This is a genomic window from Streptococcus sp. Marseille-Q3604 (assembly GCF_916619785.1).
GTDB lineage: Bacteria > Bacillota > Bacilli > Lactobacillales > Streptococcaceae > Streptococcus.
Genome location: NZ_CAKAKM010000002.1, coordinates 122,229 through 139,403, shown reverse-complemented (window position 1 = coordinate 139,403; position 17,175 = coordinate 122,229). Strand labels below are relative to the sequence as shown.

General features: G+C 39.9%; 17 protein-coding genes. 14 read left to right on the top strand and 3 right to left on the bottom strand.

Going from position 1 to position 17,175, the window contains the following annotated elements:
- Positions 1–58 precede the first annotated feature (58 nt).
- The 3 genes from LG375_RS04940 to LG375_RS04930 form a co-directional block, all read right to left on the bottom strand.
- Complete coding sequence (locus LG375_RS04940; protein ID WP_037599580.1) at positions 59–562, bottom strand: HdeD family acid-resistance protein; 504 nt, start codon at positions 560–562, stop codon at positions 59–61.
- 68 nt (positions 563–630) lie between these two features.
- Positions 631–1,392 (bottom strand): NUDIX domain-containing protein, encoded by a 762-nt coding sequence (locus LG375_RS04935; protein ID WP_002886684.1) that lies wholly within the window; start codon positions 1,390–1,392, stop codon positions 631–633.
- Between the two features lie 58 nt (positions 1,393–1,450).
- Positions 1,451–2,557 carry an AAA family ATPase gene (locus LG375_RS04930; protein ID WP_037599578.1) on the bottom strand — a complete coding sequence of 369 codons (1,107 nt, stop codon included), beginning with the start codon at positions 2,555–2,557 and terminating at the stop codon, positions 1,451–1,453.
- Between the two features lie 357 nt (positions 2,558–2,914).
- On the opposite strand from LG375_RS04930, the gene gdhA reads away from it, so the two are divergent.
- The 14 genes from gdhA to LG375_RS04860 all read left to right on the top strand — a co-directional run bounded on the left by gdhA (position 2,915) and on the right by LG375_RS04860 (position 17,018).
- On the top strand, positions 2,915–4,267 hold the full coding sequence (gdhA, locus tag LG375_RS04925) for an NADP-specific glutamate dehydrogenase (RefSeq protein ID WP_002885547.1): 1,353 nt from the start codon (positions 2,915–2,917) through the stop codon (positions 4,265–4,267).
- Positions 4,268–4,846: 579 nt separating this feature from the next.
- Complete coding sequence (locus tag LG375_RS04920; protein WP_225745419.1) at positions 4,847–6,094, top strand: YfhO family protein; 1,248 nt, start codon at positions 4,847–4,849, stop codon at positions 6,092–6,094.
- 158 nt (positions 6,095–6,252) lie between these two features.
- Positions 6,253–6,663 carry a peptide deformylase gene (locus LG375_RS04915; RefSeq protein ID WP_070576564.1) on the top strand — a complete coding sequence of 137 codons (411 nt, stop codon included), beginning with the start codon at positions 6,253–6,255 and terminating at the stop codon, positions 6,661–6,663.
- Positions 6,664–6,851: 188 nt separating this feature from the next.
- On the top strand, positions 6,852–7,295 hold the full coding sequence (locus LG375_RS04910) for a MarR family winged helix-turn-helix transcriptional regulator (RefSeq protein ID WP_070576561.1): 444 nt from the start codon (positions 6,852–6,854) through the stop codon (positions 7,293–7,295).
- Between the two features lie 3 nt (positions 7,296–7,298).
- Positions 7,299–9,113, top strand: coding sequence for an ABC transporter ATP-binding protein (locus LG375_RS04905; RefSeq protein WP_037601871.1), 1,815 nt, complete (start codon positions 7,299–7,301; stop codon positions 9,111–9,113).
- A complete protein-coding gene (locus LG375_RS04900) occupies positions 9,103–10,881 on the top strand; it encodes an ABC transporter ATP-binding protein (protein WP_037601873.1) in 1,779 nt (592 codons plus the stop codon). Before LG375_RS04905 ends, LG375_RS04900 begins: the two co-directional genes overlap by 11 nt.
- Before the next feature lie 107 nt (positions 10,882–10,988).
- On the top strand, positions 10,989–11,612 hold the full coding sequence (locus LG375_RS04895; RefSeq protein ID WP_037601875.1) for a GNAT family N-acetyltransferase: 624 nt from the start codon (positions 10,989–10,991) through the stop codon (positions 11,610–11,612).
- A 149-nt stretch (positions 11,613–11,761) separates the two neighbouring features.
- The gene (locus LG375_RS04890) at positions 11,762–12,385 is read left to right on the top strand and encodes a GTP pyrophosphokinase family protein (protein WP_002890107.1); all 624 of its coding nucleotides are present in this window, start codon (positions 11,762–11,764) and stop codon (positions 12,383–12,385) included.
- A 1-nt stretch (position 12,386) separates the two neighbouring features.
- Positions 12,387–13,064 (top strand): response regulator transcription factor, encoded by a 678-nt coding sequence (locus tag LG375_RS04885; RefSeq protein ID WP_048676333.1) that lies wholly within the window; start codon positions 12,387–12,389, stop codon positions 13,062–13,064.
- 13 nt (positions 13,065–13,077) lie between these two features.
- Entirely contained in the window at positions 13,078–14,301 is a 1,224-nt protein-coding gene (locus LG375_RS04880; RefSeq protein ID WP_048676331.1) for a sensor histidine kinase, read from the top strand.
- Between the two features lie 236 nt (positions 14,302–14,537).
- On the top strand, positions 14,538–15,275 hold the full coding sequence (gene pyrH / locus LG375_RS04875) for a UMP kinase (protein ID WP_002885551.1): 738 nt from the start codon (positions 14,538–14,540) through the stop codon (positions 15,273–15,275).
- A 14-nt stretch (positions 15,276–15,289) separates the two neighbouring features.
- Positions 15,290–15,847: a ribosome recycling factor gene (frr, locus tag LG375_RS04870; protein ID WP_002886708.1), complete on the top strand. Its 558-nt coding sequence runs from the start codon at positions 15,290–15,292 to the stop codon at positions 15,845–15,847.
- Positions 15,848–15,936: 89 nt separating this feature from the next.
- The gene (gene cvfB / locus LG375_RS04865) at positions 15,937–16,794 is read left to right on the top strand and encodes an RNA-binding virulence regulatory protein CvfB (RefSeq protein WP_073685637.1); all 858 of its coding nucleotides are present in this window, start codon (positions 15,937–15,939) and stop codon (positions 16,792–16,794) included.
- 8 nt (positions 16,795–16,802) lie between these two features.
- A complete protein-coding gene (locus LG375_RS04860; RefSeq protein WP_002885591.1) occupies positions 16,803–17,018 on the top strand; it encodes a YozE family protein in 216 nt (71 codons plus the stop codon).
- Positions 17,019–17,175: the final 157 nt, after the last annotated feature.

The following is a 17,175-nucleotide window of genomic DNA, read 5'->3' as shown; positions in this document are numbered from 1 at the left end:
AAGCCCTGCAGATGTGAACTGCAAGGCTTTTTATGTTTATGTAGTGACTGCTTTCTTCCTACCACAAGCGGAACGAAAAGGAGAGGACAGAGACCCCCGCGAAGATAATTAAGGAAGCTACCAAGCGCCCAATAAGAAAGGCTGAGAAAAACGGAGCACTAAAGAGCAGGAGTCCAAAGACTAGACAAATCAAGGTGATTGATAGGGCAGGTTGACCTGAGAAGCCGAATTGACGTTGGCGATAAGCTTGAAAGCCTTGCGTAAATGCTGAGACAAGAAGCCACCAAGCGATAATGGTTACAGCTACGCCCGAGAGTACCCATGCTGATGTTGATAGCAGGATAATACCAAAAACGATGGAAATGATACTCTGAAGCAGTTGGAAGAAGGAGCGGTTTTCGTTATCTCGTTTAAAATAAACCATGAGACTTGAAACACCAGATACCAGCATCACTAGGGCAAATAGCCAACCAACGATGGCAAGAAGATTTGTAGGATTAGCGAAGAAAAAGACACCCAAGAGTGTAATGAGAATTCCACTAATCAATGTAAAACTTTTCATAGGATACCTCTTATTAATTTTCTTAATACTACTATGTAAGTATCAAATTGTCAAACAAAGACCTTACTTTAGAGTGGCTTGATATGATATGTGTAGGTGGCAGCCTTTCTGGTTCTAGTAGCTACCTGACGACCTGTTTTTTGGAAGAGGTGTTTAAAGCGACGCAAGAAATTTGTGGAATCCATCTTGAGGTAGTCTTCATTGAAGGTACCAAAAAGTTGGCGGTAGGTGGTCAAGGTGTTTTCCTCGGGCATAATGGAAAGGATAGTTGGATAGTATTCGAGTCGTCCCTTGATACGTTCCATAGCTGTTAAGAGAATTTCCCAATGGTCAAAGGCAAGGTCATCATGTGACAGCGTCTTATCACCATCAACAAGTTGCAGTTGACCGTCTATCATGGCAATGTCTAACCAATGCGTAGACGCTGCATCGTCGGCAGCCTTTTCCACTTGAATGTCATTGAAGGTCATGAAGCAGAGGTAAGCCACTGTAATGGTCCACATTCGAGGATCCCGATATGGTGTTCCCACAGTAATGAGTTGCTCAATATGATCAGGATTGAGTGTAATGGATGTTTCCTCCTGTACTTCGCGACAGACAGCTAGATTGAGATCTTCTTGCTCCTGAACGAAGCCACCACTGAAGGCGTATTTCCCCATGAAGGGATGGTTTTTTCGCTTGATAAGTAAGGTTTGGACTCTTCCTTCATAATAGCGGAAGATGACCGAGTCAACGGTCACTGAGGGCTTAACGTACTTATCCATTTCCTCTCGCTGATAGATGTCCAAAAATTCCTTTTCGCTACCAGAGTTTTCGAAGGTTCTAGTCATATGTTTCCTCCATGTTTGTATTGTAAGTTTTAAGTGATGATTACGTTGGATTGGTCTTTTAAATCTCGATGTGTAGACGTTCTTTGATTGCTTTTTTGGCATTGTGGTAGTTGTCCGCAAAGAAGCTGTCACTATTACTATTTTTCCCTAAAATAATGATTTTATCCTTGAATGGTGATAGGAGGTCTAAGAGATGCTTGGTAAACCAGTCACGTGTTTGGCTATCAGCCATAGTCATGTCACGGAAGCCATCATCCACATAGTTTGATTTTGGCAGAATTACAAAAATCAAATCCCATTTTTCACGAGCTTGAGTTACCTGATAGAGCCGATCCAGCATATCAAATTCTTCTTTAGAAATATTTTCTTTCAAATAGTAGTCGATATAAACTTTTGTGACTGTTGAGTTGGTATCGGCAAAGATAAGTCCTGAGTGCTGCCCTTTATCAATGATATCAGAGGTCTGGGCATATTGATCTGTCAGGAGGTGAATATAATCGTTAGTATCTAACTCGTCATCTCGTACATTATACTTTTCTTGATACTCCCTAGCATATTCAAGAGAGCAGGGAGCGTTGTAAGTTCGAGCCAAATCTTTAACAAGAGTAGTTTTTCCACCGCTAGCAGAGCCCACGACAAGGACCTTACGAGTAAAGTGACGACGGAAAGGCTTGGTGATAAAACGCCAATTTTCCATAGGATTGTCGCGAATCTCGGTGGCAGAGATGTTGATAATAGAGCGTTCGATGAGTTCTACCTGAGCTTGAGGATAATAGCGATTGAGCTCGGTCACGTACTCTGGCTCTCCAACATAGAAGGTAATCTTTTCAGGATTATCCGTATTTTTAGAGATAAGCTCTTTGACACGATTAACCCAAGGTACCCATCCCTCGGGATAGGCTGGCATCCCAGCCTCATCCAGTTTATCCACAACGACTAATTCATCATCATAGAAAACTTCTCGAACATAACGGAAACGGCGGTTGAGTGATAGGCCTGCGCGTGTCCCCCGATCTTCTTGTGTGTTGCTGCCACTTACGATGACGAGCACATTGTCATTAGCGCGTTTTGCCTTGGTAATAAGGTCAACGTGCCCAACATGCATTGGAGCGAAAGTTCCAAAAACAATGCCGATGTGCTTTCCTGATAATTGCTTTCTTTTCATAAAAAATGATCCTTTTCAAGATTTAGTAAAATTACTAAATTCATAATAACATAGTTGGAGATCTTTGTAAATGTAAAAATAGTAAATTTACTAAATTGTTTTTAGAATATTTTAGCTTTAAAGTTGAAAAAAAGTTTAAAAAATTTTGGAGAAAAACTAGAAAAATAGAATCCGTTTACATTGTTGAATTGACAACTTTTTAGGAGTAGCTTAAAAAAGATAGATTACTTGTTATGTCATAAAACCTAACATAAAAATCAAAAAAATAGCAGAAAATACTTGACAAGAAGATTCTGAAAATTTATACTATTCATGTAATTAAATTACTAAGGTAATTATTTGAAAGGAAACATTGATATGACAACAGGTAAAGAGTACGTTGCTAGCGTTTTTGAAAAAGTGAAAGCTCAAAATGGCCATGAGGCTGAGTTCCTTCAAGCAGTTGAAGAAGTTTTCGATTCACTTGTTCCTGTCTTCGATAAATATCCTAAATATATTGAAGAAAACCTTTTGGAACGTTTGGTTGAACCAGAACGTATCGTTTCATTCCGTGTGCCATGGGTTGACGATAAAGGACAAGTACAAGTAAACCGTGGTTTCCGTGTACAATTCTCATCAGCTATTGGTCCTTACAAAGGTGGTCTTCGTTTCCACCCATCAGTAAACCAATCAATCATTAAATTCCTTGGTTTTGAACAAATCTTTAAAAACTCATTGACTGGTCAACCAATCGGTGGTGGTAAAGGTGGATCAAACTTCGATCCTAAAGGTAAATCAGATAACGAAATCATGCGTTTCTGCCAAAGCTTCATGACTGAATTGAGCAAACACATTGGTGCAGATACAGACGTACCTGCAGGTGATATCGGTGTTGGTGGACGTGAAATTGGTTACCTCTATGGCCAATACAAACGTCTTCGTAATGAGTACACAGGTGTTCTTACTGGTAAAGGTTTGAACTGGGGTGGATCACTTGCTCGTACAGAAGCAACTGGTTACGGTGCTGTTTACTTTGCAGAACAAATGCTTAATGCACGTGGTGAAAACTTTAACGGTAAAACAGCAGTTGTTTCAGGTGCTGGTAACGTTGCCATCTACGCTATCGAAAAATTGCAAAGCCTTGGTGCTAAAGCTGTAACATGTTCTGACTCATCTGGTTTTGTTTATGATCCAGATGGAATCGACGTTGACTTGTTGAAAGAAATCAAAGAAGTTAAACGTGAACGTATCGTTAAATATGCAGAAGCTCGTCCAAATGCAACCTTCACACCTGCTGGTGGTGAAAAGACAGTTTGGTCAGTTAAAGCTGACTTGGCATTCCCATGTGCAACTCAAAATGAATTGGATGAAACAGATGCAGAAACACTTGTAGCAAATGGTGTATTGGCTGTTTCAGAAGGTGCTAACATGCCTTCAACTTTGGGAGCTATTGATGTCTTCCTTAAAGCTGGTGTATCATTTGGTCCTGCCAAGGCTGCTAACGCCGGTGGTGTTGCTGTATCAGCTCTTGAAATGGCACAAAACAGCGGACGTACACAATGGACATTCGAAGAAGTTGATGCTAAACTTTACGATATCATGAAAGGTATCTACGAAAATGCTGCAGCAGCTGCTAAAGAATTTGGTCATGAAGGTAACCTTGTTGTGGGTGCCAACATCGCTGGATTCCTTAAAGTTGCAGACGCTATGTCAGCTCAAGGTATTGTTTAATTAACAGCCTTGCCCTGATTAATAAGCCTCTCGATAAAATAAGAAAAGAAGCCTTCGGGTTTCTTTTTTTGTTTAGACAGACTTAGGAGGAAGGGGAGTTTCGTACTTTTTTGGTATAATGACCTTGTAAGAAATCTCTTTCTAGAGCAGATTTTTATGAATTAGAATACGAGAGGAATAATTTTGAGTGTTGGAAAGGGTCCCTGTGGGGTAAAAAAGAAGAAGTATACTAATCAGACAATTTTTCTAATAAGTTTCTTAATCAGTATGGTGTCAATACTGCCTATGTTCTTTTTTAGGGACAAGCTTTATGGTGATGATATTGTCTTTCACATTAACCGACTGTTATCTTTGGATACTGTCTGGAAGAGTCCTATCAATTTTACGACTAATGGAGGGACCGGACAATTAATCAATACCTTTTATCCCTGGTTAACTTATTATCCTATTTTCATAATCTATAAGCTGACTCAGTCGGTCTTTGTAGCCTGGATGAGTTTTCAGTTTCTTGTTCGCTTTGTAACTTGTTTGCTTAGTTTTTACGGATTACGTTTATTGAAATATTCTGATAAACAGGTGATGATATTTTCTACCTTTTATCTCTTTTCGGGGTATTTCTTGCACAATTCTTATTACCGGGCAGCCGTTGGCGAAACGTTAGCGATGATTTTTCTACCTCTAGTTTTCGTTGGCGTTCGTTTGATAACTTTTGGAGATTACAAGAAATGGTGGATCTTGACTCTTGGGATGCTTGGTTTAGTTTATTCCCATGTCTTATCGGTCCTTTTGGCTTCTGTTGGGATTTTCTTTGCGGTGGTAACTAGTTTTTGGATTTGGGATAATAAAAAAGAACGTGTCCTAGGATTTCTTAAGGCTACCCTTGTCACTCTTAGTATGTCTCTAGCTTTCTTTGTTCCTATGATAGAGCAATTCAAGTATGTCACTCTACGAACGACTTTTAAACCGCTCCTATCAAAGACTGCTTTAAGTCTGGCAGACAACTGGGAGTTGATTCTAAAAAGTGATTTAAGGACTCCATCAGTTAATCTTCTCTACCTCCTGGGCCTAGTGCTAAGCCTGATTTTTACTAAGCGTTTTGTTAAGGTTAGGGAAGCTAGAATTTACCTTTTTATTTCTCTTATTTTAGCTTTTTTAACCTTGAAAAGTTTTCCTTGGCAGTTCTTACAGTCAAGTCCAGTGTCCAACCTTCAATTTCCTTGGAGATTATGGAGTTTTGCTCTGCTTTTCTTCAGTTTAGCTTTGGCGAATATCTTAGAAAATATTTCTATAAAGGCATCGACAATACTTGTCTTGTTAGGTCTTTGTCTAAATATGTTTCAGATTGTTACTGTTCAAGATAAGATGACTAAAGCAAAGAATATATTGCCAAGTCATACAAAAGTCACGAGAGAAATGCTGGCCAAGGGAACTTATAAAAATATAAATGGGGATTATACCAATAAAGAAGTGCCTTTTGGCTTTGTCTTTGACAAACACCTTTTCTTGGATAATCAGGAAATCAAGCCATTCATCAGCCGTTCTCCCAACGAGCTAGTACTTACGGTGACCAACGAGTCTAAAGAATCTAAGGTCTTGTCGTTGCCAGTTTTCTACTACAAAGGACAAGAAGCAAGGATTGATGGGAAGCGAGTAACCACTTACTTAGCTAAGGAAAAGAATCCAACTAATCTAGTCTTACCAACAGGTAAACATGGTGTTGTTTTGACCTATAGCTATACTACAGTTGCTAAAATGGCAATGAGTGTTTCAACTATTAGTCTTTTGGTTTTTATTGGTTATTTGTATAGAGTGAAGAAAGATAACTAAAAAGGAGCCTGCGGGTTTCTTTTTTTTTGTCTGTTTTACTAGAGGGTGGGCCTTTTGATATAATAGGTCAAGGTGATTTATTTGGAATGAAGACCTTTGGTTCCGATAAAAGAAGGATATATCATTTCATAGTTTAGATAAGAAAAGGGAGTAAATAGATGATAAAAACTATCGTAAAGGATGTCTTTTTCCTTGGACAAAAATCGACAGAAGCGACTAAAGAAGACCTCTATTTGGCTAAAGATTTGCGTGATACATTGGAGTTCCATAAGGATGCCTGTGTGGGTATGGCTGCCAATATGATTGGAGTTAAAAAGCGTGTCATTATCGTCAATATCGGTTTTGTTAATCTAGTCATGTTTAATCCTGTTTTAGTCAGCAAGTCCTCACCTTATCAAACAGAGGAGTCTTGTTTGTCTTTAGAGGGCAGTCGTCCAACCAGACGTTATGAGTCGATTGAGGTAGCTTATTTAGATGAACAATGGATGCCTAAACAGCTAAGTTTTTCTGGCATGCCAGCCCAAATTATTCAACATGAATTGGATCATTTGGAGGGGATTATCATTTAGATAGCCTAGCTCAAGCGTTGTTAGGTTTTAGAGTCTAAAGCCTTAATAATCACGGTTACGGGAGTGAGAGTGGAAAGCAATATTCTTTTTCACTCTTTTTTAGTTCTTATAAGAACTTTTCTTCTTGACAATAGTTCTCATAAGAACTAAAATAGTTTCCATGAGAATTATTTAAGGAGGAACTTGCGATGCATGGAAAAGATCCTTTTAATGAAATCAAAAAATTCATCAATACCATGGAATCTAGAGTGCAAGAGCTAGGCAAAGCTTACGGCGTTGAGCATTTAGCTGGTCCACAAGGGTTTGCCGTCAGGTACTTGTTTGAGAACCAAGATAAAGAAATCTTTATCAAAGATATCGAGAAAAGGCTATCTATATCTAAATCAGTGGCTAGTAATTTGGTCAAACGTATGGAGAAAAACGGTTTCGTTGAATTGGTGACATCGGACAAGGACAAACGCTACAAGTATGTTCATCTGACAGACTTGGGTAAAAAGAAGGCCCAAGATGTTGGACATTTCCGAGAGGCTATCCATGAACAGTTATTAGAAGGCATTTCGAAAGAGGATGCTGAAACAGCTTTTCGGGTCTTTCACCAAATTCATAAGAATTTAGAAAAAAATAAGGAGTAACTTATGTTTAAAATTTTTAAACGTTTGACGACAAAAGAGTTAAGCATGATTATCTTAGCTGTGATATTTGTTTGTTTGAACGTCTATCTAAACTTGAAAATTCCAGACTATATGTCTGATATTACGACACTCTTATCAACTAAGGGAACTAAGGCGTCGGATATTTTTGCCTGGAATACAGATGCCCCAGGGATGCGAATGCTTTTAATGTCATTTGCAGGCTTTATGGCCTCTGTAGTGGTTGGTTTCTTAGCTGCTAGAACAGCGGCAAGTTTTACCACCCGTCTTCGTGATGATATCTTCCATCAGGTTCTAGGTTTTTCGGATGCAGAGATTAAGAAATTCTCAATTCCTAGTCTTTTGACCCGTACGACAAATGATATTACCCAATTGCAGATGGTACTTACCATGGGATTGCAGGTCATTACACAGGGGCCTATCATGGCCATTTGGGCGATTACAAAGATTGCCGATAAAAATGGAAATTGGCTCCTTGCCTTGCTTGTCGCTGTGGCAGTGATTGCCATTCTCATGCTCTTCCTCTTGATTATGGTTATGCCTAAGCAACGCTTGATTCAAACTCTGACCGATAAACTGAACAGCGTAACGCGTGAATCTCTTACAGGAATTCGTGTGGTGCGTGCCTATAACGCTGAAAGTTATCAAGAGGATAAATTTGAAAAGGCCAATACTGATTTGACCCAAAACAACCTCTTTATCGGTCGTTCTTTTGCTTTACTGACACCGGTAATGACTGCTGTATCCAGCGGTTTGACACTGGCTATTTATTGGATTGGTGCGCATCTGATTGAAGATGTTAAGATTCCAACTAATCCAACGAAAATTGCTGGTGCCATGGAAGACAAGGTCCATCTCTTCTCAGATATGGTGGTTTATTCGTCTTATGCCATGCAGGTTGTTATGGGATTCATGATGATGATTGTCGTTTTCTTCCTTCTTCCACGTGCCGTTGTAGCAGCTGGCCGTATCAATGAAGTTCTAGATACCCAATCTTCAGTCTCTTACCCTGAAAATAGTTCTGAAAAACCTAAAGACGTGGGCACTGTCGAATTCGATGATGTTTCTTTCCGTTATTCTGAAACTTCAGAGCCTGTTTTGGAGCATGTTAGCTTCAAAGCTAAAAAGGGTGACACGGTTGCCTTTATTGGTTCGACTGGATCTGGTAAATCAACGCTTGTCAACCTTATCCCACGATTTTATGATGCCACGCAAGGAACTATCAAGGTTGACGGTGTGGATGTACGACATTTTGACCACGAAACCTTGCACAATATAGTCGGTTATATTCCACAAAAGGCTGTGCTTTTCTCAGGTAATATCACGTCAAATATGACAATGGGAACGAGCAATAATAGTCCTCTAGATGACGCTAAGATTTGGGAAGCTCTTGAATTGGCTCAAGGAAAAGACTTTGTTGAAAATAAAGAAGGTCAACTTAAGGCAGAGGTTGCTCAAGCTGGGTCTAACTTCTCAGGTGGCCAGAAGCAACGTTTGGCTATTGCGCGTGCACTTGCCCGTAAGCCTGAAATCTTGATTTTTGACGATTCCTTCTCAGCTTTGGACTATAAGACCGATCGTAAACTGCGTCAAGAATTGTCTGAAAAAACACAAGATATGACCAAGTTGATTGTTGCTCAACGTATCTCTACTATTATGAATGCTGATCAAATCTTGGTACTTGATCAAGGTAAGGTTGTTGGGCAAGGAACCCACAGGGAACTCTTGGCTAACAATGAGGTTTACCAAGAAATTGCTTATTCACAATTGTCTAAGGAGGAGTTAGAAAATGGAAAATAAGCCAAAAACATCGTCCTATAAACGCTTAAAACCCTATATTAAAGGTTTCCCAATTCCCTTTGTCCTTGCGATTGTTGGAGCAATTATTTCAGCAGTCATTACAGTTATTGGACCAGATAAGCTTAAAGAAATTACCAATACTATTACTGAAGGGATTACACCTACCAAAATGGGGACGATTCCAGGTATTGATTTGGATAAGGTGGCAAGTATTGCTATGACCTTGGCTGTTCTCTATGCCATTTCAGCGATTGTGGGTTACTTACAAAGCTTTACGGTTGCGACGGTTACACAACGCTTTTCACAACGTTTCCGTACAGCTATCCAAAAGAAAATCAACAGTGTCCCTCTTAATTATTTCGACAGTCATTCTCAAGGGGACACCCTCTCTCGTGTGACCAATGACGTTGACCTTTTGGGACAATCGCTTAGCCAAGGCTTAGGTACCTTGATTACTTCAAGTGTTCTCTTGGTGGCAGCCATTATTATGATGTTCTACTCAAATGTCACTATGGCTTTCACTGCGATTGGTTCTGTCTTGATAGGGTTTGTTCTAGTAGCCTTCATCATGGGCTTCTCACAACCCCTTTTCAAACGCCAACAAGAAAATTTGGCTAATATTAATGGTTATATTGAAGAAATCTACACAGGTCAAGCAGTTGTAACGAGTTACAATGCCGCTCAAGAAAGCAGTCAAGCTTTCAAGGGGCTTAATGATAAACTCTATAAATCGATGTGGCAATCACAATTTATCTCAGGTATTATGATGCCACTCATGATTTTCATTGGGAACTTTGGTTACGTCATGGTCTGCTTGGTAGGTGCGGTTAAGGTAATCGACGGTAGCTTGACTATCGGTGATGTGGTAGCCTTTATGACCTATGTTCGCATCTTCTCACAACCTCTTTCTCAAATTGCACAAGGGATTACACAACTCCAATCAGCAACTGCAGCCATTGGTCGTATCTTTGAATTTTTGGAAGAAAAAGATATGGACGACGAGTCAGCTAAGACAGCTGAATTGACAGATACTAAAGGTCAAGTTGTCTTTGATCATGTTTCCTTTGGTTATACTCCTGAAAAGACTATTATTCATGATTTTTCAGCTCTTGCTAAGCCAGGTCAAAAGATTGCGATTGTTGGTCCAACAGGTGCTGGTAAGACGACTATTGTTAACTTGCTTATGAAGTTTTATAACATCAATCAAGGCCATATCACCATTGACGGTGTGGATACTGGCGACATGAAACGTGAAACTGTCCATGACCAATTCTCTATGGTGCTTCAGGACACTTGGCTCTTTGAAGGTACTATTCGTGATAATTTAATTTACAACCAAGAAAATATCTCTGACGAGCAAGTTATTGCTGCTGCCAAGGCTGTCGGTGTTCACCACTTTATCACCACACTTCCAAAAGGTTATGACACTTATTTGGATGACTCTGTGACATTATCAGTTGGTCAGAAACAGCTCTTGACCATTGCACGTGCCCTTCTGAAGGATGCCCCTCTTCTTATCTTGGATGAAGCGACATCATCTGTTGACACCAGAACAGAAGAATTGATTCAAAAAGCCATGGACAAACTTATGGAAGGTCGGACTTCCTTTGTCATTGCTCACCGCTTATCAACCATTCGAAATGCTGATCTAATCCTTGTGATGAAAGATGGGAATATTATTGAACAAGGAAATCATGATGAGCTCATGGCAGCAGATGGTTTCTATGCTGATCTTTATAATAGTCAATTTACAGAAGAAGTTGCCTAAACTTTTCTTATAAAATTATAAGATTTTACAAAAAACCATAGAACGTATGACTGTCAGTCATGCGTTTTGTGTTATACTGAAAAAAACAGACAGATTAGGAGATTAAGATGCAATATCGCAAAGCAAGACTAGACGAAGTTCAGGAAGTGGCACAAGTATGTGCAGATGCCTTTGAAGATTATCCCTATCTTTCAATGATTGCCACTAATTTAAAGAATCCTGAACAGTATGAGGAATTTGTCTTAGCCTTGCAGGAAATGTTGGTGCGTTTAGCTATAAAGATGGATTCGTGTTTGGTGGCTGAAAAGGATGGTCGCATTGTTGCGGCAGCTATTTTACAGCATCAGACGATTTCTATGCTTAACTATCTCCAGAACGGAGCGACCAAGCTTTTCCGTTTCATAAGCATCACTAAGTTGTTTAAGTACTTTAATTTTGTTGAAGAGTCTGAAAGACATCTGGAGGATTCTGCAGAATACGATTGGTACCTGATGATGTTAGCAGTAACTCCAGATTATCAAAGAAAAGGTATAGGAAGTCGTTTCTTGCTTGAAGGGGTTGAACCTTTTGTACGTAGTACAGGAGGTCGTAGTCTTGGCTTGATTACCAATCGCGATTACAATGTGCCTTTCTATGAGAAAAATGGCTACAAGCAATGTGGTTACAAGGTCTTGACCTATGAAACACACAAACTAGGCAACTGGCCTTTTGTCAAACCACTTGATGCATAGCCTTGTGTTAATTGAACTTAGATAAGCAAATTGAATCTGGCTTCGGCTGGATTTTTTCTTATTCTTTAAGAGACTCTCATAGCTGGCTCATTCCTTATTTTTAAGCCTATCTATGCTATAATTAAGAAACGCTATTAGAGGAGGTTTATATGTCAACTCCAAGTATTTATGGGGAATATGCACAGTATCTTCCCAAGATTTTACAAGAAATAACAGACCCAATTATTGCGGCTAATATTACTAGCAAAAAAGAAACAGGCTTCAAACTCTATGAGCATTTCATTTCACGAATCAAAGAGAGCGATTCTATGCGTGAAAAGTGTCGTCGGAAAAATTTACCTGAAACCAGCCAGTCTGCACTCAAGGAAATCCGTGACAGTATAGGGATTCGAATTGTTTGTGGCTTTGTCGATGATATTTACAAGACTATCGATGTCATTAAGGCTATCCCTGGCGTTTCTATCTACAACGAGAAAGATTACATTTTAAATGCTAAGCCTAATGGTTATCGTTCATACCATCTCATTTTGGAAGTAGAAACCGAGTTTCCAGATGTCTTAGGAAATGAGAGAGGAACCTATTTTGTTGAGGTTCAGCTTCGGACCATCGCTCAGGATTCGTGGGCCAGTTTGGAGCATCAGATGAAGTACAAGCATGATATCAAGAATCCAGAAATGATTACCCGTGAGCTTAAGCGCTGTGCGGATGAATTAGCTTCATGCGATTTGACCATGCAGACCATCCGTAACTTAATTCAAGAAGGAGGGGACTAGAATGGCTTTGAAAATTCTACTAGCTGAGGATGAGGAAGCTCTTTCTCGAGTTTACAAGGCGGCTCTTGAGCATCAAGGCTATGAGGTGGATCAGGCCTTTAACGGTCAAGAGGCAGTTGACCTAGCCGCACAGAATGCCTATCAAGTAATGATTATGGATATCATGATGCCCATTAAAACAGGCATTGAGGCCCTGAAAGAGATTCGCTCCTTTGGGAATACGACGCATGTCATTATGTTGACGGCCATGGCTGAAGTTGATGATCGTGTGACAGGACTTGACGCTGGGGCAGACGATTACTTGACCAAGCCGATTTCTCTTAAAGAACTTTTGGCTCGTTTGCGCTCGCTAGAGCGTCGTGTTAGTGAGACCTTTACTGCCAAAATTTTGACACTTGGTTCTGTTCGTTTGGACCAAGAGGAGCAGGAGTTAGTAGCTGGGAACGCCATTCGACTTTCAAGCAGAGAGACCAAGTTAATGGCCCACTTCATGCTCAATCCTGCCAAGAAATTAACGACTGAGCACCTTTTTAAGACCATCTGGGATGATGAGGAAGATGTGGACGAATCGATTGTCTGGGTCTATATTTCCTATTTGCGTCAGAAATTGCAAGCCATCCAGGCTGATATCAGCATTCTTGGTGAAAAGGGTGGTGACTTTTGCCTTCTTGCCAATTAGAGAGGAGTAGTGCATGTTTAGACGTTTACGACTTCAATTTATTACGATTGCTTCCTTGGCTATTCTCTTTATCTTGGTTTTTACAGTGGGAATCATCAATACTGTGAGGTCCTTTCAGACAGAACAGGAAATTAGTAAGGTTCTCAACACGCTTACAGAAAATAATGGTAGTTTCGGAAAAACTAAAAAAATTGAGACCGATCAAGGGCATGAAATTCCATTGGATAGTTTTCGTTTTTTCAGTGTGACCTTATCTGGTGATAAAGTGGTCAGTCAGGATACCAGCCATACTTCTTTAATAGATGATGAAGAAGCTGTTAGCTATGCACTTGCAGCTAGCCGTATGACGAATACTCTTGGAACAATTAGAGAAAAAAATATCAATCTGAGTTATCAGGTTAGCAAAGTCAGCAAAAATAAGATTCTTGTGGTCTTCCTGGACACGACCTCTTATTACAATTCTTCCCAAGCCTTGCTCAGTCTTTCTATCCTTTTATCACTGTTTGGGTTTATCTTTTTTGTCGTCATTGTCAGTGCCTTATCAGGAATCGTCATTCGTCCCTTCATTCGAAACTACGAAAAGCAACGACGTTTTATCACCAATGCTGGTCATGAATTGAAAACCCCATTAGCTATTATTTCTGCTAATACGGAGTTACAGGAACTCATGACAGGGGAGAATGAATGGACCAAGTCAACTAATGACCAGGTGGCACGTTTGACCAATCTAATCAATTCTCTTGTGGCTCTATCTCGTCTGGAAGAGCAGCCGGACATTGTTCTTCAAGATGTGGATTTTTCCTATATTACAGAGGATGCAGCCGAGGACTTTAAGGGACCTGTCGTCCGAGATGGCAAATCCTTCGTTATGGATATCGCCCCAGATATCCATGTAAAGGCTGAGGAGAAGTCTCTCTTTGAACTTGTAACTCTCCTTGTGGATAATGCTAACAAGTATTGTGATCCAGAAGGGACAGTTACGGTAAGACTTCGTCAGATTGGAAGAACGCGAAAACGGGCTCGTTTAGAAGTGTCAAACACCTATAAAGAAGGTAAGGCTGTTGACTATAGCAAGTTTTTTGAGCGTTTTTATCGTATTGAAGAATCCCATAATAACAAAGAACACAAAGGTTTTGGCATTGGCCTTTCCATGGCTCAAAGTATGGTCAAATTATTTAAGGGGCGTATCTTTGCCTCTTATAAAAATGACACCATTACCTTTACAGTTATCTTGTAAGGATATTTTTTAAATATTTGACTAGGTGAAAACCCTAATTTATGATAAAATAGTAAGGATGAAGATTTAGTGTTTTCTTTGCAAAAAAAGAGAACATTTTCCTATCCTAATCATAAAAAGGAGTTGCTTGAATAAGCCCCTTAACCACCTTAAAAGGATGGTAATTGACGACTTAGGAAAGATGAATCTCAGCTAAGAATTAAATCATAAAACAAAATAGTTAATAGGGAGAAATCATGGCAGAACCAAAATACAAACGTGTCCTCATTAAGCTTTCAGGTGAAGCTCTAGCTGGTGAACGAGGTGTTGGGATTGATCTTCCAACTGTCCAAGCTATGGCTAAAGAAATTGCTGAGGTAGCGGATTCAGGTATTCAAATTGCTCTAGTTATCGGTGGTGGTAACCTTTGGCGTGGGGAACCTGCAGCTGAAGCAGGAATGGATCGTGTTCAAGCAGACTATACTGGTATGCTTGGAACAACTATGAATGCCCTTGTTATGGCAGATAGTTTGAAACAACTCGGTGTTGATACACGTGTTCAGACAGCGATTGATATGAAATCTGTGGCAGAGCCTTATATTCGTGGTCGTGCCCTTCGTCACCTTGAAAAAGGTCGTATTGTTATCTTTGCAGCAGGTATTGGTTCACCGTACTTCTCAACAGATACAACAGCGGCTCTTCGTGCAGCTGAAATTGAAGCTGATGCTATTCTTATGGCTAAAAACGGCGTTGATGGTGTCTACAATGACGACCCTCGTAAAAACGCTGATGCTGTCAAATTTGATGAATTGACACACGTGGAAGTTATCAAACGTGGTTTGAAAATTATGGATGCCACAGCTTCTACCCTTTCAATGGATAATGACATTGACCTTGTTGTCTTCAACATGAACGAACCAGGAAACATCAAACGTGTTATCTTTGGTGAGCAAATTGGGACAACTGTATCTAACAAAGCAGAATCACACAAGTAAGAAAGAGAGAATTTATGACAAACGCAATTATTGAAAAAGCAAAAGAACGTTTCACCCACTCACACGAGTCATTGGCCCGTGAATTTGGCTCTATCCGTGCAGGTCGTGCCAATGCCTCACTTCTTGACCGCATCACTGTAGAATACTACGGTGCTCCAACACCACTTAACCAATTGGCTTCAATCACGGTCCCTGAAGCACGTGTCCTTTTGATTTCACCATTTGATAAAGGTTCAATTGCTGATATCGAACGTGCTATCAATGAATCTGACCTTGGAATCAACCCAGCTAATGATGGTTCTGTTGTGCGCTTGGTTATCCCAGCACTTACAGAAGAAACACGTAAAGAGTTGGCTAAAGAAGTGAAAAAAGTCGGCGAAAATGCTAAAATCGCTATCCGTAACATCCGCCGTGATGCTATGGATGAAGCTAAGAAGCAAGAAAAAGACAAAGAAATCACCGAAGATCAATTGAAAGCTTTGGAAAAAGATATCCAAAAAGCAACTGATGACGCTGTTAAGAAGATTGACAGCATGACAGCAGAAAAGGAAAAAGAACTCCTTACTGTTTAATCAATAGAAAAATAAGGAGAGTGGGACAGAAGCAAAAGAGCATGGACTATGTTAGCTTCCTTGTCCGACTCTCTTTTTAGAGGAAAAAGATGAATACATTACTTGGAACGATCATTACTGCCCTAGTAACTGATGAAAATGATAAATTTTACTTTGTACAAAAGGACGGTGTGACTTTTGCCTTGTCTAAAGAAGAAGGGAAATACGCCATTGGTGACATGGTGACAGGCTTCGCCTATACAGATAGCAAGCAAAAATCACGTCTGACTCAAAAGGAAATCAAGGCAACTCGCGATTCCTATGGTTGGGGAGAGGTCACTGAAGTTCGTAAGGATTTGGGTGTCTTTGTAGACGTAGGAATTCCAGATAAGGAGATTGTTGTCTCTCTCGATGTTTTGCCAGAACTCAAAGAGCTTTGGCCTAAGAAGGGGGATAAACTCTACATCAAACTCGATGTTGACAAAAAAGACCGTATTTGGGGACTTCCTGCTGAACCTGAGGTCTTTCAACGTATGGCTGGACCTGCTTACGATAATATGCAAAACCAAAAATGGCCAGCCATTGCCTACCGTCTCAAATTGTCAGGAACTTTTGTTTATTTGCCAGAGAATAACATGCTTGGTTTCATCCATCCATCAGAACGTTATTCGGAGCCACGTTTAGGTCAGGTCCTTGAAGCACGTGTGATTGGGTTCAGAGAAGTTGACCGGACCCTTAATCTTTCTCTTAAGCCACGTTCTTTTGAAATGCTCGAAAATGATGCTCAGATGATTTTGACCTATTTAGAGAGCAATGGTGGTTTTATGACACTTAATGACAAGTCATCACCAGCAGATATCAAGGCTACCTTCGGTATTTCTAAGGGTCAATTTAAGAAGGCTCTAGGTGGTCTGATGAAGGCCAAAAAAATCAAACAAGATCAGTTTGGAACAGAATTAATCGGTTAGGAGAAGGCATGAGAAAATCCTTTTATACTTGGCTGATGGCCCAGCGTAATCCCAAATCCAATGAACCAGTAGCAATCTTGGCTGATTTGGCTTTTGAAGATTCAACCTTCCCGAAGCATACCGATGACTTTGAAGAAGTCAGTCGTTACTTGGAAGATCAAGCTAGCTTTTCCTTTAATCTAGGGCAGTTTGACCAGATTTGGGAAGATTATCTAGCCCATTAATAGTGACTAAGTTTACGATAAGCATAATGACTTTTAGCATTTTCTTTAAAAAGTAATTACCATTTGAAACGGGATGAATTGTTACAATTTTTTACAAATATATCAGCTTTTTTTCAATAAATTAGGCTTGTTACAACTAGTTGGTAATTGCTTTAAA

Bases quoted from the DNA above. Each gene is read 5' to 3' on its own strand.
- LG375_RS04940 (WP_037599580.1), bottom strand. From the start codon at position 562: ATGAAAAGTTTTACATTGATTAGTGGAATTCTCATTACACTCTTGGGT.
- LG375_RS04935 (WP_002886684.1), bottom strand. From the start codon at position 1,392: ATGACTAGAACCTTCGAAAACTCTGGTAGCGAAAAGGAATTTTTGGAC.
- LG375_RS04930 (WP_037599578.1), bottom strand. From the start codon at position 2,557: ATGAAAAGAAAGCAATTATCAGGAAAGCACATCGGCATTGTTTTTGGA.
- gdhA (WP_002885547.1), top strand. From the start codon at position 2,915: ATGACAACAGGTAAAGAGTACGTTGCTAGCGTTTTTGAAAAAGTGAAA.
- LG375_RS04920 (WP_225745419.1), top strand. From the start codon at position 4,847: ATGATATTTTCTACCTTTTATCTCTTTTCGGGGTATTTCTTGCACAAT.
- LG375_RS04915 (WP_070576564.1), top strand. From the start codon at position 6,253: ATGATAAAAACTATCGTAAAGGATGTCTTTTTCCTTGGACAAAAATCG.
- LG375_RS04910 (WP_070576561.1), top strand. From the start codon at position 6,852: ATGCATGGAAAAGATCCTTTTAATGAAATCAAAAAATTCATCAATACC.
- LG375_RS04905 (WP_037601871.1), top strand. From the start codon at position 7,299: ATGTTTAAAATTTTTAAACGTTTGACGACAAAAGAGTTAAGCATGATT.
- LG375_RS04900 (WP_037601873.1), top strand. From the start codon at position 9,103: ATGGAAAATAAGCCAAAAACATCGTCCTATAAACGCTTAAAACCCTAT.
- LG375_RS04895 (WP_037601875.1), top strand. From the start codon at position 10,989: ATGCAATATCGCAAAGCAAGACTAGACGAAGTTCAGGAAGTGGCACAA.
- LG375_RS04890 (WP_002890107.1), top strand. From the start codon at position 11,762: ATGTCAACTCCAAGTATTTATGGGGAATATGCACAGTATCTTCCCAAG.
- LG375_RS04885 (WP_048676333.1), top strand. From the start codon at position 12,387: ATGGCTTTGAAAATTCTACTAGCTGAGGATGAGGAAGCTCTTTCTCGA.
- LG375_RS04880 (WP_048676331.1), top strand. From the start codon at position 13,078: ATGTTTAGACGTTTACGACTTCAATTTATTACGATTGCTTCCTTGGCT.
- pyrH (WP_002885551.1), top strand. From the start codon at position 14,538: ATGGCAGAACCAAAATACAAACGTGTCCTCATTAAGCTTTCAGGTGAA.
- frr (WP_002886708.1), top strand. From the start codon at position 15,290: ATGACAAACGCAATTATTGAAAAAGCAAAAGAACGTTTCACCCACTCA.
- cvfB (WP_073685637.1), top strand. From the start codon at position 15,937: ATGAATACATTACTTGGAACGATCATTACTGCCCTAGTAACTGATGAA.
- LG375_RS04860 (WP_002885591.1), top strand. From the start codon at position 16,803: ATGAGAAAATCCTTTTATACTTGGCTGATGGCCCAGCGTAATCCCAAA.